The following is a 25,008-nucleotide window of genomic DNA, read 5'->3' as shown; positions in this document are numbered from 1 at the left end:
GCGAAGTGCCGAAGGCCGACGCAGGGCGCGGAGACGGGCGCACTGCGGCCTACCGACGCGTGGCCCCGCCCGCAGAGGCGGGCAGGGGCCACGGTCGTGTTGTTACGACGTCAGCGGGCCGTGCCGGCGCGGCGCTTGTTGTAGACGTCGAAGGCGACCGCGACGAGCAGGACGAGGCCCTTCACCACCGACTGGGTCGACTGGTCGACACCCATCAGCTGCATGCCGTTGCTCATCACCGCCATGATCAGACCGCCGACCATCGCGCCCACCACGGTGCCCACGCCACCGGTGACCGCCGCGCCGCCGATGAAGGCAGCGGCGATCGCGTCCAGCTCGAACATGTTGCCGGCGGCAGGCTGGGCGCCGTTCGACCGCGAGGAGTAGATGACGCCGGCCACCGCCGCCAGGAAGCCCATGTTGACGAACATCCAGAAGTTGACGGTGCGGACCTTCACCCCGGACAGCGCCGCCGCCGACAGGTTGCCGCCGATCGCGTAGACCTGCCGACCGAACACCGTACGCCGGGTGAGCAGGCCGTAGACCAGCACGAGGACGGCAAGGATGATCAGCACGATCGGCAACCCACGGGCGTGCGCCAACTGCCACGCGAAGTACATGATGACCGCGCCGACCAGCACGACCCGGGCGACGAACAGCGGGAACGACTCGACCGGCTGCTGGTAGCGGATGCGCGCCACGCGGGTGCGGAAGCCACTCACCGCGTACCCGGCCACGGCGACGGCGCCGATCAGCAACGTGAAGGCGTCGTAGCCCTCCCCACCGAGCAGCCCGTTGAGGAAGCCCGCCGCGACCTGCTGGTATTCGGACGGGAACGGCGACAGCGAGATGTTGTCGAGCACCCGCAGGGTGAGGCCCCGGAACAGCAGCATTCCGGCCAGGGTCACGATGAAGGCCGGAATGCCGGCGTACGCCACCCAGAATCCGTGCCACGCGCCCACCACGATGCCGACGGCCAGCGCGGCCAGCACGCCAACCCACCAGGGATGGCCCTGCTGGATCACCAGGACGGCGGACACCGCTCCGGTCAACGCGACGACCGATCCGACCGACAGGTCGATGTGGCCGCCGATGATCAGGATGACCATCCCGATCGCGAGCACCAGGATGTACGAGTACTGGAGGACGATGTTGGTGATGTTGCCGGGGCTCAGCAACACCCCGTCGGTCATGATCGCGAAGAGCGCGACGATGACGACCAGGGCGACGTAGATCCCGCTCTGCCGCAGGTTGTTCAACACCAGCGCCCGCAGGTCGTTCGTCCCGCTGTGCAGGGCGGCGGCGGGTGTGCTGTCCGGGGGCGTCGGGCGCTCCGTCGAGGGGGTCTTGATGCTGGTCACGCGACGAGCTCCTTGTCCTTGGTCATCAGCTCCATGAGGCTCTCCTGAGTCGCCTCGGCCACCGGCATCTCACCGGTGATCCGGCCGGCGGCGAGGGTGTAGATGCGGTCGCACATGCCGAGCAGCTCCGGCAACTCGGAGGAGATGACAATCACCGCCTTGCCGGCGGCCACCAACCGATTGATGATCGTATAAATCTCGTACTTGGCACCGACGTCGATTCCCCGGGTGGGTTCGTCCAGGATCAGCACATCCGGGTCGGTGAACAGCCACTTCGACAGCACGACCTTCTGCTGGTTGCCGCCGGAGAGCTTGCCGACCACCGCCATGACGCTGGGCGTCCTGATGTTCATCTCCCGCCGGCTCGCCTCGGCGACCTTGATCTCCTCGTTGCCGTTCACCCAACCGAGGCGGGCGAGCCGGTCCAACGCGGCGGCGGAGACGTTGCGGCGGACGTCGTCGATGAGGTTGAGGCCGTACCTCTTGCGGTCCTCGGTGACGTAGGCGATGCCGTTGTCGATCGCCTCCGCGACGGAACGCGCCTGCACCTCCCGCCCGCGAACGAAGATCCGGCCCCGGATGTCGCGCCCGTAGGACCGACCAAACACGCTCATCGCCAGTTCGGTGCGACCCGCACCCATCAGACCCGCGATGCCGACGACCTCACCGGCGCGGACGGACACGGCGACGTCCTCGACGACCATCCGGTCCTGGACCGGGTGCCGCACCGTCCAGTTCTCGATCCGGAGGACCTCCTCGCCGGGGGACGACTCACGGTCGGGGTAGAAGCTGTCCAGGTCCCGCCCGACCATGCCGCGAATGATCCGCTGCTGGGTCACCTCGTCGGCTTTCATGTCGAGGGTCTCCACCGTGCGCCCGTCGCGGATGACGGTCGTCGAGTCGGCGATGGCGGTGATCTCGTTGAGCTTGTGCGAGATCATGATGCAGGTGATGCCCTGCTCCTTGAGCGCCCGCAACAGGTCCAGCAGGTGCGCCGAGTCGACGTCGTTGAGGGCGGCGGTCGGCTCGTCCAGGATGAGCAGACGCACCTTCTTCGACAGCGCCTTGGCGATCTCGACCAACTGCTGCTTGCCGACGCCGAGTTGGATGACCGGGGTGACCGGGTTCTCGTGCAACCCGACGGACGCCAGCAGCTTGGCCGCTTCGGCGTTGGCCAGGTTCCAGTCGATGAGCCCGAGGCGGCCGCGGCGCTCGGTCCCGAGGAAGATGTTCTCCGCGATCGACAGGTACGGCACCAGGGCCAACTCCTGGTGGATGATGACGATGCCGTTCGCCTCGCTGTCCCGGATGCCACGGAACTGCATCGGCTTTCCGTCGAAGAGGATCTCGCCGTCGTACGAGCCGGACGGGTGGACGCCGGACAGCACCTTCATCAGGGTGGACTTGCCGGCGCCGTTCTCCCCGCAGATGGCGTGGATCTCACCTCGGCGGACCGCGAGGGTGACGTCCTCCAGCGCGGTCACGCCGGGGAACGTCTTGGTGATGTGACGCATCTCGAGGATGGTGTCGTCCATGGTCTGTCCTCCGTCAGGTCTGGACGCGGTACGCCAACGCGTCGGGCCCGGCGGTGACCGCCGGGCCCGACGAATGACTTACTTCTTGGCCTGGCCGGCGGCGACCTCTTCCGCCGTCCAGTAGCCGGAGTCGATCAGCGTCGCCTTGATGTCGTCCTTGTAGACGGTCGCGAACGGCAGCAGGTACGCCGGGACGACCTTGACACCATTGTTGTACGTCTTCGTGTCGTTGGCCTGCGGCTGCTTCTTCTGCAGGAACGCCTCGGCGGCGTTCACGGCCTGGTCGGCCAGCAGGCGGGTGTCCTTGAAGATCGTGGAGCCCTGCACGCCGTCATTGATCAGCTTGATCGAGGCGATCTCCGCGTCCTGGCCGGTGACGACCGGGAGCTTCTTCGCGCCGCTGCCGTAGCCGGCGTTCTGCAGGGCGGTGATGATGCCCCGGGAGATGCCGTCGTACGGCGACAGCACCCCGTCGACCTTCGAGCCGTCGTTGTAGCTGGAGGTGAGCAGGTTCTCCATCCGCTTCTGCGCGGTCTCCTGCTGCCACCGCAGGATGGCTACCTGCTCGGGGGTGGTCTGCTTGGACTTGACGATCAGCGTGCCGTCGTCGATGAACGGCTTCAACGTGTCCATCGCGCCGCCGTAGAAGTACTGGGTGTTGTTGTCGTCCAGCGACCCGGCGAAGAGCTCGACGTTCAGCGGCCCCTTGGCCGTGCCCTTCGAGCCGTCCTTGTTCAGCAGGCCGAGACCGACGAGCAGCGCGGTGCCCTGGGCGACGCCAACCTTGTAGTTGTCGAAGCTGACGTAGAAGTCGACGTCCTTGCTACCGCGGATCAGCCGGTCGTAGGAGATCACCGGGATCTTCGCAGCCGCGGCGGCCTGCAGCTGGCTGTTGAGCGCCGTGCCGTCGATCGCCGCGATGACCAGGACATCCGCGCCCTGGGTGATCATCTGGTCGACCTGCTGCGACTGGGTGGGGATGTCGTCGCCGGCGTACTGGAGGTCGACCTTGTAGCCCTTCGCCTCCAGCTTCGACTTCACCGCGTTGCCGTCGGCGATCCACCGCTCCGAGGTCTGGGTCGGCATCGAGACGCCGATGGTCAGGTCCGAGGGCTTGTCGCCACTCTTGTCACCACCGCTGCCAGCACCCCCGCCACTGCACGCCGCCATACTCAGCGTCAGCATCGCGCCGCCGAGAGCAACCAGGAATTTCCTGCCCACGGGCTTCTCCTCTCCGGACTCCCCCGCCGACTGCCGGGGCCAACTGTCATCTTTCGGGTAGTGTTAGCGCTCACATAGGGCACGTCAACACTTGATCCGAAATACCGGTGTCACGGTCTCGTAACGGAGGCGTCCCGAGGGGTTCGACCGACGGCAAGACCGGACCCTACCTGGGATCGTGACGGCGGCCACCATGGGTGTAGGCGGCCGGCGCGACAGGTGCCCGCAGACGACGGGCGTCGTCCGCGGGCACCAACAACGCGGCTGGATCAGGTGGGCTGCCGCGACCCGGTCGCTCGACGGACCCGGTCGACTACCGCTGCGACCACCGCTGGTTCGCCGCGGCAGTGCAGGTCCAGAGGAGCACCGTGGTGCCGTTGGCCGTGCCGTTGTTGTTGACGTCCAGGCAGAGCCCGGACTGCACTCCGCTGATCGTGCCGTTGGAGTTGATCGTCCACCGCTGGTTGGTCCCACCGTTGCAGTCCCAGATCTGCACCCGGGAGCCGGCCGTGGCGTTGAGGGGCGCGTCCAGGCACTTGCCGAGCGACTGCAGGGTCTGACCACTGATGCTCCAGCGCTGGTTGGCGGCGCCGTTGCAGTCCCAGATCACCGGCTGGGTGCCGTTGGTGGTGTTGCTCGCCGGAACGTCGAGGCAGCGGCCGGAGGCGGCACTGGCGAACGCGCTCGACGTCGTCGGAGGCGGCGTCGTCGTGCCGCCACCGCTGACCCGGAACACCACCGTGCCGTGGGCCGGAACGCTGGCACTGATGGCCCCGCCGCTGGAGCTGGTAGCACCGGACCACGCGTCCACCAGCGTGAACGAGGTCCCGGACTTGCCCACGGCGGCGGCCGTGGTCGAGATCGTCGTCGTCGACCCGCCCTGGTTGAACAGGGCGACCGCCACGTCACCGTTGGCGAGCCGCTTGGCGAGCACCCGACGCGTACCGTCGAACGACACCTGCGTTCCCTGCAACCCGAGCGAATCCTGGTTGATCGCGATGAGGTTGCTGTTCTTCAGGATGGTCTGCGTGGCGGAGTCCATGCTCCGCACGTCGTTGCCGGCGATCAGCGGCGATGCCATGATCGCCCACATCGCGAAGTGACTGCGCATCTCCGTGTCGTTCATGCCGCCCCGGCCGATCTCCATCATGTCCGGGTCGTTGAAGCCGCCCGGCCTCGCGTACGAGGCCAGCGGAACGGTCACGTTGATGATGTTCTGGATGCCCATCGGGTAACCGTTGGTCTGGCCGGTGTTCCAGGCGTTGGTGATGTCCTCGGTGGTGCGCCACATGTTGGCCACGTCGCCCCAGTTGCGCTGGGGGCCGGTCTTGGCGTGGATGCTGTTCGAGTTGATGCTGTAGACGATCGGTCGACCGGTGGCGGCCAGCGCGTCACGCATCCGGGCGAAGGTGGCGACCTGTTCGTCGATGCTGCCCTCCGGCGAGCACCAGTCGTACTTGAGGAAGTCGACACCCCAGGCGGCGAACTGACGGGCGTCCTGCGCCTCGTGTCCTCGGCTGCCGGTCGCGCCCGGGTAGGCGCCGAAGTACTGTGCGCAGGTCTTGTCGACCGGCACCTGATAGAGGCCGAACTTCAGGCCTCGGGCGTGCAGGTAGTCGCCGAGCGCCTTCATCCCGCTCGGGAACCGACCCGGGTCTCCCTGGAGGTTGCCGGAGCCGTCCCGGTTCGGGTTGAACCAGCAGTCGTCGACCACGACGTACTGGTAACCGAGGTCCCTCATCCCGCTGCTGACGATCGCGTCCGCGGACTGCCGGATCAGCGCTTCGTTGATGTTGCAGCCGAACGAGTTCCACGAATTCCAACCCATGGGAGGAGTGCGCGCCACACCGTTCTCCAGTGCCTGCGCCGCCGGGGCGCGGAGGCCGACCAGAGCGCCGGCGAGCAGCAGTCCGGCCGCCAGCACGCTCCCCCAGCGACGACCTCGGGTCATGCGGTTCATCGAGCCTCCTTGTCGGTGGCGCCCGCCCGTGACTACGATCTGCTTGATGGGCTGATTTTTGGACGCCAATTCCTGTTAGCGTTAACAGAGACGTCCATCATGTTACGGCGACATTTCATGAGGTTCAATACCTTGTGGTCGCCGCATCGCAAACCATCGATCGACATCGGCTTCGATCGATTGAGAAGGTGTCTTATCGAACCCGCGAAGAAGCAGGGCGTTTCGGCAGCGTGCCGCCGTCAGTGACGCGGTGGGGCGACGCTCTCGCGGGCGACCAGAGCCGGGGCGATGGTCTGCCGCAACGCCCCACCGGTGCCCGACTCGATCTGGGCCAGCAGCATCTGCAGGCTCGCCCGCGCCACCGCGTCGAAGTCCGGACGAACGGTGGTCAGCGGCGGAATGAAGTAGGCCGCCTCCGGAACATCGTCGAAGCCGACCACGCTGATCTCGTCCGGCACTCGTCGGCCGAACTCGTGCAACGCCCGCAGCACGCCCAGCGCGAGATGGTCGTTGGCGGTGAAGACCGCGGTGACCTCCGGCATCCGCGCCAACATCTGCCCACTCCGGTAACCCGAGGCTGCGGACCAGTCCCCCGGCATCAGCGGCGGCGGTTCAACCCCGGCTGCCAGCAGTGCCTGCCGCCAACCGTCGATCCGGCCGACGCTGTCGAACCAGTCGGACGGCCCCGACACGTGCCAGACGGTGCGATGCCCGGCGTCAAGTAGATGCTGGGTCGCCGCCCGGGCGCCCGCCACCTGGTCGACCGTCACCAACGGCACCGGCCGGCTCGGGTCACCGTCGACCGTGACCAGCGGGACATCCTTGGGCAGGTGTTCCAGTGCCTCGCCCGCCGACTCCACCGGCGCGATGACCACGATGCCGGCGACCCGGTGCGACAGGTGCCGCTCCACGGCGGCCGAGATGGAACCGTGGTCCAGATTACGCACGCTGCCGACACTGACCGCGAAACCCTCTTCGGCGGCGGTCTGCTCCAAGGCGGCCAACAGCGACGCCGGACCGTAGAGCGTCGTGTTCTGCGCGACGACGCCGATGACCTGAGATCGGCCGGTCACCAGGGCGCGAGCCGCGCCGTTCGGGCGATAGCCGAGCTCGGCGATCGCCGCCCGGACCCGCAGCCGGGTCTGCTCACGGACGTTGGGGTGCCCGTTGAGCACCCGCGACACCGTCTGATGGGAGACACCGGCCAGACGAGCGACGTCCGTCATCGCGGGACCGTGGACGGCCATTGCACTCCCCCCGCTACACCGCCGGCCCGCGACCCGCCGACGTCGACTGGAGCGGCCCGGCCCGATCACCTCTCGCTCAGCCACCACGCCGGTGCTGAATCCCAGGTGACCAGCGCTGGATCGCCGTCAGTCTACGCCAGTTACCGCCCCGGTCTCGGCACGGCTGTGGGCGGACTGTGGAGGTGCCGCAGCCGTACAACGCAATCCTCGCACCGAGTACGCGGCCAACGACGTGTGGCGCTTGCCGCGGTGCGGCAAGCGCCACCGGTCAGACCGATCGCCGTGTGACTGGCGTCATGGTGTCGTCAGATCGAACCGACGCACGGTGACCGCACCGCCGAGCGCCTGGGTCGCGTGGTTGAAGACGGCGAACCGATAGCCCATGAAGAACTGCCAGTTGTTCTCCAGGGTCAGGGCGTTGCCGAACGAGGTGAAGTTGACCCCGTCCGTGCTGTACGAGAAGCGAGCCTGCCGGCCGGACCCGGGTCTGATGTCGGCGTTGGCGCGCAACCAGATCCGGCCGCCGGAGACGGCGGTGCTCGCCACCTCGCTGCCGGTGCTGGTGGTGTTCCAGTTGCCGTCCATCGTCAGGCCGTTCTGCATGACCAGACGTGTGGACCCGTTGTCCCGTCGGACCCCGATCCAGGCCGACGAGTTGCGCAGCACCGCCAGACCGGTGCGATCACCGTCGCGCATCGTGGAGTACTCCAACTCGATGGTGGCGGTCGAAGTGGGGCCCTGGATCCGGTGGGTCAACGTGTTACGCGCGGCGTACAGGTCGCCGGTGACGGTGGCGGTCTGCAGGCTCAGTGCGTTGTTGACCGACCACCTGCTGTTGTCGGGGTTGTGGTTCCACTCCCACTGCGGGCCGAGAGTGGTGCCGGCGAACGTGTCGGTGCCGGTGAGCGGCTTGACCGTTCGGGGCGGCGCGGGCAGGTTCGGCTTCGGGTACGAGTTGCCCCACGCGCCGTTGACCGTCTGCAGCACGGGCCAGCCGTCGCCGGTCCAGGTGATCGGGGCCATGGCCGGCATCCGACCACCGGGGTACGCGTCGACGAAGGCCAGGTAGTACCAGTCGCCGTTCTGGGTCTGCACCAGCCCACCCTGGTGCGGCACACCGCCGCCGGAGATCGGGCCGGGCAGGTTGAGCAGCACCTGACGCTGCTCGTACGGGCCGAACGGACCGTTTGTCGACTTCAGCACGTACTGGCCGTTGGCCGGGCGGGTGAGCCAGATGTAGTAGGCGCCGTTGCGCTTGTAGAAGCGCGCGCCCTCCAGCGTCCCGATGCTCGACGGCGTGGTGTAGACCTGCTGGGCGCGCACCTGGGACTTCCCGTCGGCGGACAGTTGCGCGACGCTGATGGTGCCGTTGCCGTACGCCACGTACATGGTGTCGTTGTCGTCGATCAGCATCCCGGCGTCGTAGTAACAGTTGGGAATGGTGGTGTGCTTGCTCCAGGCGCCGTCGACGGCGGACGCGGTGTAGATGTGGGTCTGCGCGAAGTCGATGCACCCGGCCCAGTAGTACGTCCGGTTGCTCGGCCGGTAGTTCAACGTGGAGGCCCAGATTCCGTCGACGTACGCGTGACCGCCGCTCAGGTCGTATTTCGACCCGAAGTCGAGCCGGGGCACGGAGTGACCGGCGAACTCCCAGTTCACCAGGTCGTACGAGCGCAGGACCGGCGCGCCCGGCGAGTAGTGCATGGTGGACGCCGACAGGTAGTAGGCGTTGTCCACCCGGATGATGTCGACGTCGGCGAAGTCCTGCCAGACCGTCGGGTTCGAGTACGACGTGCCGGGGTTGCCGGGGTTGCTGCCGCCGACGGCGACGAGTTGCCACTGCTGGTTGTTGCCACCCCAGTCGTCGTACTGCACGACGTTGCCACCGTCGGCGGTCGACGCGTTCTGGATCTCCACTGCCTTGTTGCTGTTCCGGTTGATCAGCCGGACGTAACCACCGGACGAGTCCGCCAAGCGGAACTGCTGGTTGGCCCCGTTGCCGTCCGCCCACTGCACGATCGACGCGCCGTTCACGGTCGAGAGGTTGTAGACGTCGAGCACCTTGCCCGAGTGTCGCGACTTCAACCGGTAGTAGCCACCACCGGAGTCCACGAACTGCCACTGCTGCCACGCACCGTCGTTACGCGCCCACTGGGTGATGCGCGCACCGTCGTTCGTCGCCTGGTTGTAGACGTCCAGCGCCTTGCCGCTGTTGCGGTTCACCAACACGTACCACGCATTGGTGTCCACCGTCGCGGCCGACGCCGGCGTCGGCGCGACCGCCGCCAGCGCGCCGCCCACCACCACCGCGACCGCGGCGGCGGCGACTCGCGACAGCCACCCACGTCTCCGCGCTGATGGCGCTGTCCCGGAAACCCGACCGATGGCAACCATGATCCTCCTCCGACGATGCGAACCGAACGGTCTGGGTCGTCATCTGCGGCACCGGGCGGTGTGCAGAGCTGGCCGAGTCGCCACATGTGATCGCTAACATCACTCACCGTGGTTCGTGGCGATGATCTGCCGCACACGGGGAGGAACGTGATCGCGGCCGGGCCAGCCACAGACATCGACTGTCTTAGCTATACACTGTGAGCGATAACACGTCCTGAGTCAAGACGTAACCCAGTCGGCTCGTGGTGGTGCCAGGCGCACACAAGACGGGTGGCCCACCCCTGCCTCGGAAACGCAGGCAGGGACGGACCACCCGTCATGGACGCGGCCGGGCCGCGCGGGTCAGAAGCCGCGGGCCAACCGGTAGTAGGCCTGGTTCCAGCGGATCTCGTCTGCGAAGCGGCGGGGCTCCGTGTCGGCGTCGATGACGACGAGTTCGGTGCGGCTCATCTCGGCGAGGTCGTGCAACTCCTCCACCCCCACCGCCTGCGACAGCACGGTGTGGTGCGGCGCTCCAGCGGTGATCCACGCCTCGGCCGACACCGGCAGGTCGGGTCGCGGACGCCAGACGGCTCGGGCGACCGGCAGCCGGCGCAGCGGCTGCGGCGGAGACACCACGTCGATCTCGTTGGCCACGAGACGGAAGCGCTCCCCCATGTCGGCCAGTCCGAGCACCACCGCCGGCCCGGGCGCCGCGTCGAACACGAGACGGACCGGGTCCTCCCGCCCGCCGATGCTCAGCGGGTGGATCTCCACGTTGGGCACGTCGGACGCGATGGTCGGACAGACCTCGAGCATGTGGGCGCCGAGCACCAACTCCTGACCCGGAGTGAGGTCGTAGGTGTAGTCCTCCATGAACGACGTGCCGCCGTCCACGCCCACCGACATCGCCTTGAGGGTGCGGACCAGGACGGAGGTCTTCCAGTCGCCCTCGCCACCGAAGCCGTAGCCGTCCGCCATCAGCCGCTGCACGGCGATGCCCGGCAGCTGGCGAAGACCTCCGAGGTCCTCGAAGTTCGTGGTGAACGCCCGGAAACCGCCAGCGTCCAGGAACGTGCGCATGCCGAGTTCCAGGCGTGCCGCGTACCGCAACGAGTCGTGCCGCTCACCGCCGGGCAGCAGTTCACCGCCGATGCGGTAGGTGTCCTCGTACTCCTTGACCAGGTCGTCCACCTGCGCGTCGGTGACCTCGCCGACCACCTTGACCAGGTCGTTGACGCCGTAGGTGTTGACCGAGACCCCGAACCGCAGCTCCGCCTCGACCTTGTCGCCCTCGGTCACCGCGACGTCGCGCATGTTGTCGCCGAAACGGGCCAGACGCAGCGACCGCATCGCCGACCAGCCGAGCGCCGCGCGCGCCCACGCCCCGACCCGCGTGGTCACTCGCGGGTCACTGACGTGCCCGGCCACCGTCTTGCGGGCCACACCGAGACGAGTCTGGATGTACCCGAACTCGCGGTCGCCGTGCGCCGCCTGGTTCAGGTTCATGAAGTCCATGTCGATGTCGTTCCACGGCAGCAGGACGTTGGCCTGCGTGTGCAGGTGCAGCAGCGGCGTCTGCAGCGCGTCCAGACCAGAGATCCACATCTTCGCCGGAGAGAAGGTGTGCATCCACGCGATCACCCCGATGGCGCCCTGGGCGGCAGCGTCCCGGCAGACCTGCAGGATCTCACCACTGTTGGTCAGGACGGGCTTCCAGACCACTCGGGCGGGAATCTGCGGTGAGTCGTCGAGCGCGGCCGCGATCTGACGGGACTGCTCGGCGACCTGCCGGAGCGTCTCCTCGCCGTACATGCCTTGGCTGCCGGTGAGGAACCAGATCTCGGGTTCGGTGTGTGGTGCCATGGGATTGCCTTCCGCGAGAGGGGCGGTCACTTGTAACGGATTCCGATGAGACGCTGGAGGAGGATGAACGCGAACAGCAGGCTGCCGATCACGATCTTGGTCCACCAGGAGTTGAGGCTCCCATCGAAGGTGATGAGGGTCTGGATCACGCCCAGGACGAGTACGCCGAGCACCGTGCCGAAGATGTAACCGGCGCCGCCGGTGAGCACCGTGCCACCGATGACGACGGCGGCGATGACGTCCAATTCCATGCCCACGGCGATCAGCGGGGCACCGGACAGGGTGTAGAAGGACAGCAGGATGCCGCCGATGGCCGAGCACAGGCCACTGATCGTGTAGACGGCGATCCGGGTCCGCCCCACCGGCAGGCCCATCAGCAGGGCCGACTGGGGGTTGCCGCCGATCGCGTACACGTTGCGGCCCAGGCGGGTGTAGGCCAACGCGTACGCCGCGATGGCGACCACGACGAAGGCGACGAGCACGCTGATCGACACGAAGTTGCCCCGCGGATCACCGATCCGCTCCTGCGACATCCTGGTCCAGAACCCGTCCGTGATCGGGATGGACGCTCCGGAGATGAACGTGCACATCCCCCGGGCGAAGAACATTCCGGCGAGCGTGACGATGAACGGCTGGATCTCGAAGAAGTGGATTGCGCATCCCATCAGCAGACCGAGCGTCGGGCCGATGAGCAGGGCGATGACGAGCACCAGCGCCGCCGGCAGGCCCTCCTGGAGCAGCCAGGCCGACACCATCGCCGTCATGGCGACGACCGATCCGACCGACAGGTCGATGCCACCGGTGAGGATCACGAAGGTCATGCCCACCGCGACGACGAGCAGGAAGCCGTTGTCGATGAAGACGTTGAAGATGACCTGCACGTTGGAGAACGCCTGGTATTGGGACACCCCGATGCCGTACATCACCAGGAGCAGGACGAGCGTCGCGAGGACCGGTATCTGCCGCCTCGGCAGCCGGAACCTGGCACGGCCAGCGGTAAGCGATCCAGTGGTCATGCCGGCACCTGCTCCTTCGGCTTGTCGGCGATGGCGCCCGGCGACGGCGCGTTGCGCCTGCGGCGGGCGAACCGGGCCCGGAAGGCCGGTGCCTGGATGAGGCAGACCGCGATGACGACGACCGCTTTGAACAGCAGCGAGGTCTGCGGGGAGATGTCCATGGCGTACACCGTGGTGGTCAGGGTTTGAATGATCAGCGCACCGATGATCGTGCCGCTGAGGAAGAACCGGCCGCCCGCGAGGGACGTGCCGCCGATGACGACCGCGAGAATGGCGTCCAACTCCACCCAGAGGCCGGCCGCGTTACCGTCGGCGCTGGAGACGTTGGCCGTCATCATGAAACCGGCGATCGCGGCGCAGCCGGCACTGAGCACGTACACGAGGAACACGATCCGGCCGGAGCGGATGCCCGCCAGGCGGCTGGCCTCGGCGTTACCGCCGACCGACTCGATGATCATGCCGAGCGCACTGCGGCGGGTGAACGCGGCGACGAGCAGGGCAGCGGCGAGGGCGATGAAGATGGCCAGCGGCAGGGTCAGCATGTGGCCCAGGCCGATCGCGCGGTACGGCTCGGAGTTGATGGTGATGATCTGCCCCTCGGTGATCAGCTGGGCGAGGCCCCGGCCAGCCACCATCAGGATCAGGGTGGCGATGATCGGTTGAATGCCGATCACGGCCACCAGCACGCCGTTCCAGGCGCCGAGCACGAGCGAGACCCCCAACGCCATCGCGAGGGCGGTCAGCACCACGCCGAGGCTGTTCTGGTCGGGCTGCTTGCTGATGTACATGCAGGCGATCGCGCCACTGATCGCGCAGAGCGAGCCGACCGACAGGTCGATGCCGCCGGTCGAGATGACCATGGTCATGCCCAGGGCGACGAGGATCAGCGGTGCGCTCAGCCGCAGGATGTCGATCGGCGTGCCGTACAGGTGCCCGTCCTTGAGCTCGATGGACAGGAACCCGGGCCGGTAGATCGTGTTAGCGGCGAGCATGACGACCAGCACGGCGGCGGGCCAGAACAGCCGGTGACCGATCACCGTCCGGTAGCGGCCCATGGTGTCGTTCATCGGTCTGCCTCCTCCCGGTGAGATCCACTGGCGATGGTCTGCATGATGCGGTCGGCGTCGAGGGTGTCGTCGTTGGCGAGCTGCGCGACCATCTGCCGGTCCCGCATCACGGCCACCTTGTGGCTGAGACGCAGCACCTCCTCCAACTCGGCGGAGATGAACAGCACCGCCATGCCGCCGTCGGACAACTGCGTCACGAGCTTCTGGATCTCGGTCTTCGCACCGATGTCGATGCCCCGGGTCGGCTCGTCGAGGATCAACAGTCGTGGCTCGGTGATCAGCCACCGGGCCAGCAGCACCTTCTGCTGGTTGCCACCGGAGAGGTTGCGTACCGGCACCTCCGGATCCGCGGGCCGGATGTTGAGTGCCTTGATGTACTTGTCGACCAGCTCGTCCTGGCGACGACGCGGAATGGGCCGCAGCCAGCCACGGGCGGCCTGCATGGCGAGGATCATGTTCTCGCGGACCGACAGGTCGGCGACGATGCCCTCCGCGCGGCGGTTCTCCGAACAGAAGCCGACGCCGTGGTCGATGGCCTGCGCGGGGGTGCGCAGGCTGCTGGCCGCGCCGTCGACCGCGACCTGGCCGCCGTCGGTCCGGTCGGCCCCGAACAACAACCGCGCGACCTCGGTACGCCCGGAGCCCAGCAGGCCGGCCAGGCCCACCACCTCGCCGGCGTGGATGGTGAGGCTGAACGGTTCGACCGCGCCCGCCCGCCGGAAGTTCGACACCGCCACCAGGGGGGTGCCCTCCTCCAGCGCGGCCAGGTTCCGGCGGGAGTGCTCCTCGATGCCCTCGAGGACGTCGAGTTCCTTGCCGATCATCTTCTCGATCAGGGAGAGCTGGGGCAGCTCGGTGGTCAGGTACTCGCCGACGAGCCCGCCGTTGCGCAGCACGGTGATGCGGTCGGCGATCTCGTAGACCTGGTCGAGGAAGTGGGTCACGAAGAGGATCGCGATGCCCTCGTCACGCAGCTGCCGCATGATGCGGAACAGCTGCGCCACCTCGCTGGCGTCGAGGCTGGACGTCGGCTCGTCCAGGATCAGCACCCGAGCCTGGATGTCGATCGCGCGAGCGATGGCGACCATCTGTTGGATCGCCAGCGAGTACGAACCGAGCGGCGCGCTCACATCGAGGTCGAGCTCGAGGCGGGCCAGCAGGGCGCGGGCGCGGCGGCGAACCTCGCCCCAGCGGACGGCGCCGAGGAGCCGGGGCTCGCGACCGATGAAGATGTTCTCCGCCACCGAGAGGTTGGTGCAGAGATTGACCTCCTGGAAGACGGTGCTCACCCCGGCGGCGGTCGCCTGCATCGGCCCGCTGAACGACACCGGCTCGTCGGCGAGGGTGATCACACCATCGTCGGTGTCGTAGACGCCGGTCAGCACCTTGATGAGGGTCGACTTGCCGGCGCCGTTCTCGCCCATCAGGGCGTGCACCTCGCCGGGAAAGAGCTGGAAGTTGACGTCGTGGAGTGCGCGCACCCCGGGGAAGGACTTGCTGATCCCGGTCATCGTCAGGACCGGACGGCTATCCGTCATCCCATCAGACCTCTTCTGGGTTGTCGGCACGGAAGGGCCGCTACGCTCCCGGCGCCCCGGCCGGTCGTCCCTGCGGGGCCGCTCCGGCGGGCGTCGTACGGGTTGGTCGCGGGCCAGGCCCGGTCCGTTGTGGGCGATGGCGCGACGCAGCGGGGCCGCCACGCGAACGCGGCGACCCCCAGCGTCGATCAGTACTTGCGGTTCGGCAGTGCTTCCTTGGCCTGCTCGGTCGTGAAGGTGGTCTCCTCGGTCTCGATCCGAGCAGGCACCTCCTCGCCGGCGTCGACCTTCTTGGCCAGGTCCATCAGCTGTGGGCCGAGCAGCGGGCTGCACTCCGCGATGAAGTTGAACTTCCCGTCGGCGAGAGCCTGCATGCCGTCCTTGACAGCGTCGACCGTGATGATGGTGATGTCCTTGCCCGGTACCTTGCCAGCGGCGGTGATCGCCTCAAGCGCGCCAAGGCCCATGTCGTCGTTGTGCGCGAACAGCACGTCGATCTGCTTGTTGGCCTTGAGGAACTGCTCCATGACCTGCTTGCCGCCGGCCCGGGTGAAGTCGCCCGTCTGAGAGGCGATGATCTTCAGGTTCGGGTTGGCGCCGATCGCCTCGGCGAAGCCCTTCTTGCGGTCGTTGGCCGGCGCCGCGCCGGTGGTGCCCTGCAGCTCGACGATGTTCACCGGGCCCGAGGCGGTCTTCTTCTGCTCGACCAGCCACTCACCGGCGAGCTTGCCCTCCTTGACGAAGTCCGAGCCGAGGAAGGTCTTGTACAGGGTCTTGTCGGCCGAGTCGACCGAGCGGTCGGTCAGGATGACCGGGATGCCGGCGTCCTTGGCCTCCTTGAGCACGGTGTCCCACCCGGACTCCACCACCGGCGAGAAGGCGATCACGTCGACCTTCTGCTGGATGTAGTTGCGGATCGCCTTGATCTGGTTTTCCTGCTTCTGCTGAGCGTCGTCGAACTTCAGCTCGATCCCCGCCGCGGTGGCGGCGTCCTTGATCGAGGTGGTGTTCGCGGTACGCCAGCCGCTCTCCGCGCCGACCTGCGAGAAACCCATCGTGAGCTTGCCGTCGTCCTTGGAGCCGCCACCGGTGTCGCTGTTGCCGCAGGCTGCCATGCTGCCGACGAGCAGCACGCTGGCGAGGACCGTGGCAGCGCGCCACGGAGCGGAGTGCACTCGCATCTTTCCCATCATCGAATCTCCTTGGCTCGGTGTGGTGGGTAACCGCGCCAACCGCCGATGTGCAAGGAGCGGCGTACGCGGGTGGTGCGTGCTGCTACTTCGGTGGTGCAGACCGACGGGGTCGGGCATTGCCGGTGGAGGGTCAGGAACCCGTCGGCGGGACTGGTTGTTGGCCGTAGACGTTCTGGTAGCGGTGGTAGAGCGCGTCGATGTCGGCCTGCGCGATCGGCACCGGTTGCCCGAGTGCGCGGGCCAGGTGCGCCGTACGCGCGACGTCCTCACACATGACCGCGGCCTTGACCGCCGCGCGGGCGTCACGGCCGATGGTGAAGACGCCGTGGTTACGCATCAGCACCGCGGGTGAGCGGTGCCCGGCGAGCGTGCCGACGATGCCCTTGCCGATGTCGTCGCCGCCGATCAGGGCGAACGGACCCACCGGAATCTCCCCGCCGAACTCGTCGGCCTGGGCGGTGAGGTGGCAGGGAATCGCCTCCCCACGCGCGGCCCAGGCGGTGGCGTACGAGCTGTGCGTGTGCACGACCCCACCGACCTCGGGCATGGCCCGGTAGACGTAGGCGTGGGCGGCGGTGTCGCTGGACGGTGCGAGATCCCCCTCGACGAGGACGCCGTCGAGGTCACACACCACCATCGTGTCGGCCGAGAGATCGTCGTAGCCAACGCCGCTCGGCTTGATCACCATGAGGTTCTGGCCGGGAACCCGCGCCGAGACGTTGCCGGCCGTCCACGCGACCAGGCCGTACCGGGTGAGTTCGGTGTGCAGGCGGGCGACCGTTGCACGCAGCTCGCCGATCTGTCGGGTCACCTCGGTGCTCATGCGACCACCTCCAGCGCGGGCTCGGGCGTGACCGCGTCGGTCTCGACGGCCGCGTTCCGGATCGCCCGCAGGCGGAGCATGACGTCGTTGCCGCCGCGACCGAAGTGGTCGTGCAGCGTCCGGTACTCGGCGTACAGGGCGTCGTACGCGCGCGCCCGCTCGGGATCCGGTCGGTAGACGGCCTCGTGCACCCGACCCATCGCCTGCGAGGCTTCATGGATCGAGGGGAACTCACCGGCGGCGACGGCGGCATGGATCGCCGACCCCAGCGCCGGTCCCTGTGCGGAAGCGATGATGTTCAGCGGCCGCCGGGTCACGTCGGCGTAGATCTGCATCAGCAGTTTGTTGTTGGTGAGGCCACCGGCGATCACCAGGTCGTTCACGGCGACTCCGGCTTCGACGAACGCCTCGATGATCATCCGCGTGCCGAAGGCAGTCGACTCCAAAAGCGCCCGGTAGATGTCCTGCGGCCGGGTGGCCAGGGTCATCCCGACGATCATCCCGCTGAGATCGTGGTTGACCAGCAGCGAGCGGTTGCCGTTCCACCAGTCCAACGCGATCAGGCCGTGCGCCCCGACCGGTTGGCTCGCGGCCAACTCGGTGAGGTGTTCGTGCGAGGAGACGCCAGCCGGGGCGGCGTGGTTGACGAACCAGCCGAAGATGTCGCCGACGCCGCTCTGCCCAGCCTCGTAACCCCATGCGCCGGGGCTGATGCCGCCGTCCACGACACCGCACATGCCGGCCACCTCGGCGAGCTCCGCGCCGTTGACGACGTGGCAGGTCGAGGTACCCATGATCGCGACGAGCCGGCCGGGCTCCACGGCCTGCGCGGCCGCCGCGGTGACGTGTGCGTCGACGTTGCCGGCGGCAACCGCGATCCCCTCCGGGAGGCCGGTCCACGCGGCGGCTTGCGCGGTGAGCGTGCCAGCTTGGGCGCCGAGCGGCAGCAACGGGCCGTCCAGCTTCGTCACGAAGTCGCCGAAGCCGGGGTTGAGCGCGGTCAGGAAACCCGCACTGGGGTACTGACCGTCCTGCAGGATGCCCTTGTATCCGGCCGTGCACACGTTGCGGGTCTCGGTGCCGCTGAGCTGCCAGACGATCCAGTCGGCTGCCTCGATGAAGCGCTCGGCGCGGTGGTAGACCTCGGGGTCCTCCTCCAGCACCTGAAGTCCCTTGGCGAACTGCCACTCGGCGGAGATCTTGCCGCCGTACCGGCCGATCCACGGCTCTGCCCGCTCGTGGGCGAGCGCGTTGATCCGGTCGGCGTGCGGCTGCGCGGCGTGGTGCTTCCACAGCTTGACCCAGGCGTGCGGCCGGTCGCGCAGCTCGGGGACCTCGCAGAGCGGAGTGCCGTCGGCGTCCGTCGGCAGCACCGTGCAGGCGGTGAAGTCGATGCCGATGCCGACGACCGCGGCGGGATCCACCCCCGCGGCCGACACCGCGGCCGGGACGGCGTACCGCAGCACGTCGCGGTAGTCCTCCGGATTCTGCAGAGCCCAGTCCGGGGGCAGCGTCTGGCCTCCCGGAAGCGCCGAACTGATGACGCCGTCGCCGTACTCGTGCACCGCGGTCCCCAACTCGGCACCATCACCGATTCGGACCACCAGAGCTCGCCCGGACAGGGTGCCGAAATCGACACCGACGACATAGCGGTCGTCAGCTCCGTCCACACCGTTCATGTTCACCTCCACCGTTAACGGGGATAGTGTTAACGCTCACATCCAGCCTCGTCAAGACATCCAGGCGCAACAGCTCCGTAACGGAACGCGGAAGCCGGACCGACTCGGGCGCGTCGATAACGGACCGGCACAAAAGGCGTGATTCCGGTGCCAACCGCAGAACGCGGGGACGGAAGGACTCGGCGCCCGGCCCGACGGCCGACCGGGAACCCCTCCGCAGGCCGGGCGCCAGACACTGCATCTCGGACGACTTCGGGACGCTCGTCCGGTCACGACCGATCGGCAACCGGCGATGATGTCAGCGATAACATCAACGAGGTGGCTACGCCCTCATGATCAAGCCCCTGAATTGACCCGCGGCCACTACCGGGCTCATAGCTGAGCGCTTCGGAAGCCAGCGCGCGCCTGCCGCAGCCAACACATCGGGCCTTGTTATCGATAACATTCGACGTTCCAGTCCCACCCAGTCGACACAAGCCCGCACCGCGCGCCGCCCGCGTCAGTCGCGCTCCCGCGCGCCCCGCGCGTCATACGCCCACGCGTCATACGCCCACGCGTCGTGCGCCGCGCGTCCTACGCCGCAGGCGTCCAGTGACCCGCCCGTCGCGCGTCGTGGTTGTTCGTCGTGCGCCGCGCGCGTCCTACGCCCCACGCGTCCAGTGACCCCACCCGTCATGCGTCGTGCGTCGTGCGTCGTGCGTCGTGCGTCGTGCGCGTCCTACGCCCCACGCGTCCAGTGACCCCGCCCGTCATGCGTGGTGCGTCGTGCGTGGTGCTTGGTGCGTGCGGCGTCGTGCTTGTGCGTCGTGCCGCAGTGGATTGTGCGCCCGTGCCGCTTGCCGCGTGTCTCGCGCGGCCGCAGCGAATCAAATGGTCGTGATCGACTCCATATCGGCGACATTGCGGTATCGAGGCGGCCGGACACCGCAATATCGGCGACATGGAGTCGATCATGCGCCGGAACCCGTCGCACCGGACCGTACGCCGTGCCGCGTGCGTCCCGCGCCGTGCCGCGCCCGGCGAGCGGACGTGCCGCGCGAGCGGACGCGCCGCACGAGCGGACGCGCCGCACGAGCAGACGCGCCCCACGAGCAGACGCGCCCCACGAGCAGACGCGCCCCACGAGCAGACGCGCCCCACGAGCAGACGCGCCCCACGAGAACGGCTCGCGCGGGCGGACGTGCCGCGCGGGCGGGCGTGCCGAGTGCAGGCGCGCGTTGCGTCTGTCATGCGCCCAGCGTCCGCGCATCCTGCGGCCCGAGGGTAACCAGGCCGCCGTGATCGACTCCATATCGGCGACATTGCGGTATCCGGTCCGCCGGACACCGCAATATCGGCGATATGCAGTCGATCATGCGCCGGATTGCGCAGGGCCAGACCCGCCGGGCGGATCAGGCGGACCGATTGCGGTTGTACAGGGCTTTGGCCCAGAGGAAGCAGACCACGGTGATGACGACGCACCAGGCGACCGCGATGATCCCGTTGGCGCCGATCCCGCTGCCGAGCAGCAGACCGCGGAGGGTTTCCATGACGGGCGTGAAGGGCTGGTAGTCGGCGAACAAGCGTACCGGCGTCGGCATGGAGTCGGTGGGGACGAACCCGCTGCCGAGGAAGGGCAGGAGCACCAGCGGCATGGGCAGGTTGCTCGCCGTCTCGACACTGTCGCTCACCATGCCGAGGGCGACCGACAGCCAGATGAGCGCAAAGGTGATCATGGCGAGGACGCCGATCGCGGCGAGCCACTCGACCGGGTTGGCCGTGGGGCGGAACCCGACGAGCACTGCCACGCCGGTGACGACCGCGAGGCTGAACAGGGTCTGGATCAGGCTGCCCAGCACGTGGCCCGTGAGGACCGAGGGTCGGAAGATCGCCATGGTTCGGAACCTGGCGATGATGCCCTCGGTCATGTCCATCGCGACGGAGATGGCGGTGCCCTGCGCCGCGGTGGCGACCGTGATGAGCAGGATGCCGGGGGTGACGTAGTTGGCGTAGTCGGTGCGGTCGCCGGAGGGTCCGAGGCCGGCGCCGAGCGTGCCACCGAAGACGTAGACGAACAGCAGCAGGATGATGACCGGAATCCCGACGAGGAAGAAGGTCATCGACGGATAGCGCCGCAGGTGCAGGAGGTTGCGCCGCAGCATCGTGCTCGAGTCGCGGACGGCGAGGGAGAGGGTGCTCATCGCGCCGGGGCCCTTTCGTGGTCGGGTCGGCCGGCCCGGGTGTCGGGTTGGCCGGTGAGGGTGAGGAAGACGTCGTCGAGGTTGGGGGTGTGCACGGAGAGGCCGGCCACCTCGATCGAGGCGTGGTCGAGCTGGTCGAGCAGGGAGCGCAGCGACCCGACTCCGCCGTCGCTCGGCACCTGGAGGGTGAGCGCCGCGTCGTCGCGGGTGGAGGCCGCGAAGGTACGGGCCGCCGAGTCGAGCCCTTGCGGGTGGGCGAACTGCAGCACGATGTGCCCGCCCGGAATCAGGCGCTTGAGCTCGTTCGGAGTGCCTTCGGCGATCAGGCGACCATGGTCGAGGAACGCGACCCGGTCGGCGAGCTGGTCGGCCTCCTCCAGATACTGGGTGGTGAGCAGGATGGTGACGCCCTCAGCGGCGAGAGCGCGGATGATCTGCCACATGGCACGGCGGCTGCGCGGGTCGAGGCCGGTGGTGGGCTCGTCGAGGAAGATGACGCGGGGTTCGCCGACCAGGGTCATCGCGAGGTCGAGCCGGCGGCGCATACCACCGGAGTACGTCGACGCCGGCTTGCCCGCCGCCTCGGTCAGGTCGAACTGCTCAAGCAGGTTGGTGATCCGTCGCCGACCGGTGGCCTTGTCCAGGTGACACAGGTCGGCCATCAGGTTGAGGTTCTCCCGGCCGGTGAGCAGGTTGTCGACGGCGGAGAACTGGCCGGTGACGCCGATCAGTTCGCGTACCGCGTCGGGCTCTCGCCTCAGGTCGTGGCCGAAGACGCGGGCGGTGCCGCCATCGGCGTTGATCAGGGTGGAGAGGATCTGCACGGTCGTGGTCTTGCCGGCGCCGTTGGGGCCGAGCAGCGCGAAGATCGTTCCCTCGGTGATCATCAGGTCGATGCCGTCGAGCACGACCTTGTCGCCGTAGGACTTCCGCAGCTCGGTGGCGACGATCGCGGGCCTCATGGGGCTGGCCATGGTTTCCTCCTTTGTGGTCGGTGTGCTGCCGGATCAGGCGCGGCGGATGGTGACGTCGCCGTAGGAGGTGTGCGCCCGGACCTCGACCGTCTCGTCGGTCTGCGCCGGGCTGTCGGTCGTTTCGAGCGCGTTGTGCACTCGACCGTGCTTGGAGCTGACGTCGAGCCAGGCGGCGGTGCCCCGCCGGATGCCGATCTCGATCGCGCCGTAGGAGGTCTGCAGTTCGATCGACCCGCGTACGACCTCGCCCAGCCGGACGTTGCCGTACGCGGTGCGGGCGTTCACCGAGGCCGCCGGCGCGTCGACGGTGATGTCGCCGTAGGCGGTGTTGATCCGGACGTTTCCACCGCTCTGGCCGATCCAGCAGTCGCCGGAGGAGTTCTTGACCTCCGCGGTGCCGTCGACCGCACCGATGCGCACCTTGCCGGATGAGGACTTGATCCGAGCGGAACCGGCAACGCGGTCGACCGCGACCTCGCCGTGACTGGTGTCGATGTCCAGCGGTCCGGTCTCCTCGAGGCGGATCCCACCTCCGGTCTTGAGGCGGCACTCGCCGAGCCGACCCTCGCAGCGGAACGCCGCCCACGCCGCCTCGGCGTGCACCCGTGAACCGGTCGGCACCTCGATCAGCACGTCGACCGACGGGCCGTTGCCGAAGAATCCGTAGCGACGCCAATTCTTCGGCGCCCTGATCAGCAGTTTGCCGGCGGCGTACTCGACGGTGGTCTGTTCCGCGGCGCTCACGTCGGCTTTGCTCGACGAATCGCGGGGTCGCACCGTCACCACCGTGTCGGTGCGGTCACTCGCGGCGATCCAGGCGTCCCCGACGGGCAATTCGATCTGGACGGTTATCGGTTCTGGTGTGTCGAAAACAGGCATGGTGGTCTCCCGGAAGGTGGTCGGCGAATGTCGCCGCTGGTCAGCGGCGCGAGGGGAAAGAGGGGTACGGGGGGTTAGCGGGCCCAGCCGGTGAAGTGCTGGCCGGAGCGCGGCTCCACCCGGCGGGGCGGACGACGCTCCGTTTCGCCCGTCCCGATGGCGCCGGCGACAGCTCGCACCAGCCAGGCGTTGACCGAGAGCCCGGCACGGCCCGCGGCCTCCTCGACGCTGGCCTTGAGGTGGTCGGGAAGCCGGAGGTTGATCCGCGAGGTGCCACCGTCGTCACCCTCGGGCGGCGCGAGAAGTGGTGCCGATGGCGTCGATGGGCCGCTGGCCTCGCCCGCCTCGTCGGTTGGTGGGCTGGCCGGCGCCACCACGAAATCGGGCTCACGCCCGCGCAGTCGGACGTGCACCGAACCGGGTGCAAGCTCACGGGTGATCTCGTCTGCCGCGTCGGACAGGGCTTCGAGCAGGGTGAGACGGGTGGCCGCCTCCAACTGTGCGAAGAGCCGCTCGGCCAGCACCCGGGCCTCCGGATCGACGCCCTCCGCGGCCACGGCGAACTCGTTACGCAGGTTCTCGACGTATGACCTCAGCTCCATGGCACCATCATGGCACCACTTTGGCTCAGGTCGCAACAGTCATGGCTCATGGCGGCGCCACCGATTAGTCCCGCTGCGGGTCGGCGGGTGCTCGCAGGTCGCCGAACATGCCCCGGACCAGGTGATTCGCCTCCTCCTGGGTCAGTCCCGTGCCCACCAGAAGGTCGCTGACTGTCGTCCGGACCTGCGCCACCACCACCGCACCGGAGAAGCCGACACCCTCCCGATAGGCATTGCCGGCCGCCTGGACCGCCCGCAGCGCCTGCTCCCGCGCCCGGTTTGGCTCATCACCGGCGGCGAATTGCCGCTTCAGCAACCGGACGGCCTCGGCGAGATCGGCCACCGCTTGCGGCAGTGATTCCGGAACCGGTTCGCCGTCCTCGATCAACGTCACCGACCGACGGATCAAGGTTCCGCTGTTACGCATCGCCCGGTCGATCGGCTCGGCTGCCCGCGCGTACCGACCCACTGGCCCGTGCCGTTCGCGCCAGTGCAACGGCGACAGGGTGCTGGCTTCCCGGGCGCCCTGGGTCGCCTCGACGAACGCCTTCAGCTCGTCCTTGTTCTGCCGCAACCTGGTTCGGGCGGTCCGGGCACGGGCGGCGTCACGTTCGGCCAGCGCGCCGGCGGTGGCGTCGAGCTGGGTGATGAGGAGATCCAACGCCGGCCGTGCGGCCCGGTTGAGCACCCGCAGCGGGTTCAGCGGCAGCAACACGGCGGTGACCAGCAGCGCCGTCCCTCCCCCGACGAGCGCGTCCACGAACCGGGGGAACTCCAGATCACGAATGGAAGGGCTGAGCGTGCAGATGAGGACCGCCGTCGCCCCGGCCTGGATCACCACCGCCGCACTGCCCGCGAGGAACAACGCGACCACGATCGCCAACACGACGATCAGGGCGAGTTGCCACCACCCGGTGCCGATCACCACGAGCAGCAGGTCGCCGATCAGCACCCCGACGGTGACACCGATGATCAGCTCGACGGTACGGCGCAGCCGTTGGCCGACCGACGCGGCGAGAGTGGAGACGGCGGAGATCGGTGCGAAGACCGGCTGCGAGATGTTCAGCAGCTCGTGCGCCACAATCCAGGACAGGGCCGCGGCCAGGCCAGCCTGCACAGCGAGACCGCCGATGGCGCGTACCCGGAGAAGCCGGTCGCGCAGCGTGCCAGCCGCGCGTTCCCAGAGTCGGACGACGGCCGGAGCGCCCCCGCCCGCTCCGCGCCGACCGGCAGCGACCATGGCGGCACCTACCCCGCCCTGACCGGATCAATCCACCGCCAGCGGATCGACACGCCCGGCGACCGGCGGCGGCACAGACCGAGGTACGCCGACCGCGCGGCCGGGGAGGCGAGTGAGCGGTGGCGCGTCGAGGCCCGCCACGATTGAAGCCGTCCGGTTCGGGTAGACCCGCGGTCTGCCGCCGTCGGGGCGGCGCCCCGGCACGGTGCCGGCGGGGCTGGCCTCGGGTGGATCGTGTGACGAGGGCTGCCGAG

General features: G+C 68.3%; 18 protein-coding genes. All 18 read right to left on the bottom strand.

Translation table 11 applies throughout. The annotated features are described in order from the left end of the window. Positions 1-110: 110 nt before the first annotated feature. The 18 genes from mmsB to HNR20_RS23340 all read right to left on the bottom strand — a co-directional run bounded on the left by mmsB (position 111) and on the right by HNR20_RS23340 (position 24,754). Entirely contained in the window at positions 111-1,361 is a 1,251-nt protein-coding gene (gene mmsB / locus HNR20_RS23425) for a multiple monosaccharide ABC transporter permease (protein ID WP_184183606.1), read from the bottom strand. Next, positions 1,358-2,896, bottom strand: coding sequence for a multiple monosaccharide ABC transporter ATP-binding protein (gene mmsA, locus HNR20_RS23420; protein ID WP_184183603.1), 1,539 nt, complete (start codon positions 2,894-2,896; stop codon positions 1,358-1,360). The genes mmsB and mmsA overlap by 4 nt, the downstream gene beginning before the upstream one ends. A gap of 78 nt (positions 2,897-2,974) precedes the next feature. Next, positions 2,975-4,117, bottom strand: coding sequence for a multiple monosaccharide ABC transporter substrate-binding protein (chvE, locus tag HNR20_RS23415; RefSeq protein WP_184183600.1), 1,143 nt, complete (start codon positions 4,115-4,117; stop codon positions 2,975-2,977). Positions 4,118-4,430: 313 nt separating this feature from the next. Then, positions 4,431-6,077 (bottom strand): glycoside hydrolase family 27 protein, encoded by a 1,647-nt coding sequence (locus HNR20_RS23410; protein WP_184183597.1) that lies wholly within the window; start codon positions 6,075-6,077, stop codon positions 4,431-4,433. A gap of 239 nt (positions 6,078-6,316) precedes the next feature. After that, positions 6,317-7,303, bottom strand: coding sequence for a LacI family DNA-binding transcriptional regulator (locus HNR20_RS23405; RefSeq protein WP_184183594.1), 987 nt, complete (start codon positions 7,301-7,303; stop codon positions 6,317-6,319). 315 nt (positions 7,304-7,618) lie between these two features. After that, complete coding sequence (locus HNR20_RS23400) at positions 7,619-9,718, bottom strand: family 43 glycosylhydrolase (RefSeq protein ID WP_184183591.1); 2,100 nt, start codon at positions 9,716-9,718, stop codon at positions 7,619-7,621. Between the two features lie 342 nt (positions 9,719-10,060). Beyond that, entirely contained in the window at positions 10,061-11,563 is a 1,503-nt protein-coding gene (gene araA / locus HNR20_RS23395; protein WP_184183588.1) for an L-arabinose isomerase, read from the bottom strand. A gap of 26 nt (positions 11,564-11,589) precedes the next feature. After that, a complete protein-coding gene (gene yjfF / locus HNR20_RS23390; RefSeq protein WP_184183586.1) occupies positions 11,590-12,579 on the bottom strand; it encodes a galactofuranose ABC transporter, permease protein YjfF in 990 nt (329 codons plus the stop codon). Then, the gene (locus HNR20_RS23385) at positions 12,576-13,646 is read right to left on the bottom strand and encodes an ABC transporter permease (RefSeq protein WP_184183583.1); all 1,071 of its coding nucleotides are present in this window, start codon (positions 13,644-13,646) and stop codon (positions 12,576-12,578) included. The genes yjfF and HNR20_RS23385 overlap by 4 nt, the downstream gene beginning before the upstream one ends. After that, positions 13,643-15,184, bottom strand: coding sequence for a sugar ABC transporter ATP-binding protein (locus tag HNR20_RS23380; RefSeq protein WP_184183580.1), 1,542 nt, complete (start codon positions 15,182-15,184; stop codon positions 13,643-13,645). Before HNR20_RS23380 ends, HNR20_RS23385 begins: the two co-directional genes overlap by 4 nt. Positions 15,185-15,372: 188 nt before the next feature. Next, positions 15,373-16,374, bottom strand: a complete 1,002-nt coding sequence (locus tag HNR20_RS23375) for an ABC transporter substrate-binding protein (protein ID WP_184188850.1) — start codon at positions 16,372-16,374, stop codon at positions 15,373-15,375. Positions 16,375-16,507: 133 nt separating this feature from the next. After that, positions 16,508-17,200, bottom strand: a complete 693-nt coding sequence (locus tag HNR20_RS23370) for an L-ribulose-5-phosphate 4-epimerase (protein WP_184183577.1) — start codon at positions 17,198-17,200, stop codon at positions 16,508-16,510. Then, positions 17,197-18,879, bottom strand: a complete 1,683-nt coding sequence (gene araB / locus HNR20_RS23365) for a ribulokinase (RefSeq protein ID WP_184183574.1) — start codon at positions 18,877-18,879, stop codon at positions 17,197-17,199. The genes HNR20_RS23370 and araB overlap by 4 nt, the downstream gene beginning before the upstream one ends. A gap of 1,391 nt (positions 18,880-20,270) precedes the next feature. Further along, complete coding sequence (locus HNR20_RS23360) at positions 20,271-21,059, bottom strand: ABC transporter permease (protein ID WP_184183571.1); 789 nt, start codon at positions 21,057-21,059, stop codon at positions 20,271-20,273. Further along, a complete protein-coding gene (locus HNR20_RS23355; RefSeq protein ID WP_184183568.1) occupies positions 21,056-22,033 on the bottom strand; it encodes an ATP-binding cassette domain-containing protein in 978 nt (325 codons plus the stop codon). The genes HNR20_RS23360 and HNR20_RS23355 overlap by 4 nt, the downstream gene beginning before the upstream one ends. Before the next feature lie 33 nt (positions 22,034-22,066). After that, entirely contained in the window at positions 22,067-22,912 is an 846-nt protein-coding gene (locus tag HNR20_RS23350) for a DUF4097 family beta strand repeat-containing protein (protein WP_184183565.1), read from the bottom strand. Between the two features lie 74 nt (positions 22,913-22,986). Further along, entirely contained in the window at positions 22,987-23,514 is a 528-nt protein-coding gene (locus HNR20_RS23345) for a hypothetical protein (RefSeq protein WP_184183562.1), read from the bottom strand. A 64-nt stretch (positions 23,515-23,578) separates the two neighbouring features. After that, entirely contained in the window at positions 23,579-24,754 is a 1,176-nt protein-coding gene (locus tag HNR20_RS23340) for an FUSC family protein (protein WP_184183559.1), read from the bottom strand. Positions 24,755-25,008: the final 254 nt, after the last annotated feature.

This window comes from Micromonospora parathelypteridis, assembly GCF_014201145.1.
In the GTDB taxonomy this organism is placed as follows: Bacteria; Actinomycetota; Actinomycetes; order Mycobacteriales; family Micromonosporaceae; genus Micromonospora; species Micromonospora parathelypteridis.
The sequence above is the reverse complement of the archived record's forward strand: the minus strand, read 5'-3'. Positions and strand labels throughout refer to the sequence as shown.

Bases quoted from the DNA above. Each gene is read 5' to 3' on its own strand.
- araA (WP_184183588.1), bottom strand. From the start codon at position 11,563: ATGGCACCACACACCGAACCCGAGATCTGGTTCCTCACCGGCAGCCAA.
- HNR20_RS23385 (WP_184183583.1), bottom strand. From the start codon at position 13,646: ATGAACGACACCATGGGCCGCTACCGGACGGTGATCGGTCACCGGCTG.
- yjfF (WP_184183586.1), bottom strand. From the start codon at position 12,579: ATGACCACTGGATCGCTTACCGCTGGCCGTGCCAGGTTCCGGCTGCCG.
- HNR20_RS23380 (WP_184183580.1), bottom strand. From the start codon at position 15,184: ATGACGGATAGCCGTCCGGTCCTGACGATGACCGGGATCAGCAAGTCC.
- HNR20_RS23350 (WP_184183565.1), bottom strand. From the start codon at position 22,912: ATGCCTGTTTTCGACACACCAGAACCGATAACCGTCCAGATCGAATTG.
- HNR20_RS23360 (WP_184183571.1), bottom strand. From the start codon at position 21,059: ATGAGCACCCTCTCCCTCGCCGTCCGCGACTCGAGCACGATGCTGCGG.
- HNR20_RS23370 (WP_184183577.1), bottom strand. From the start codon at position 17,200: ATGAGCACCGAGGTGACCCGACAGATCGGCGAGCTGCGTGCAACGGTC.
- HNR20_RS23375 (WP_184188850.1), bottom strand. From the start codon at position 16,374: ATGGGAAAGATGCGAGTGCACTCCGCTCCGTGGCGCGCTGCCACGGTC.
- araB (WP_184183574.1), bottom strand. From the start codon at position 18,879: ATGAACGGTGTGGACGGAGCTGACGACCGCTATGTCGTCGGTGTCGAT.
- HNR20_RS23345 (WP_184183562.1), bottom strand. From the start codon at position 23,514: ATGGAGCTGAGGTCATACGTCGAGAACCTGCGTAACGAGTTCGCCGTG.
- HNR20_RS23410 (WP_184183597.1), bottom strand. From the start codon at position 6,077: ATGAACCGCATGACCCGAGGTCGTCGCTGGGGGAGCGTGCTGGCGGCC.
- HNR20_RS23355 (WP_184183568.1), bottom strand. From the start codon at position 22,033: ATGGCCAGCCCCATGAGGCCCGCGATCGTCGCCACCGAGCTGCGGAAG.
- mmsA (WP_184183603.1), bottom strand. From the start codon at position 2,896: ATGGACGACACCATCCTCGAGATGCGTCACATCACCAAGACGTTCCCC.
- HNR20_RS23340 (WP_184183559.1), bottom strand. From the start codon at position 24,754: ATGGTCGCTGCCGGTCGGCGCGGAGCGGGCGGGGGCGCTCCGGCCGTC.
- HNR20_RS23405 (WP_184183594.1), bottom strand. From the start codon at position 7,303: ATGACGGACGTCGCTCGTCTGGCCGGTGTCTCCCATCAGACGGTGTCG.
- HNR20_RS23400 (WP_184183591.1), bottom strand. From the start codon at position 9,718: ATGGTTGCCATCGGTCGGGTTTCCGGGACAGCGCCATCAGCGCGGAGA.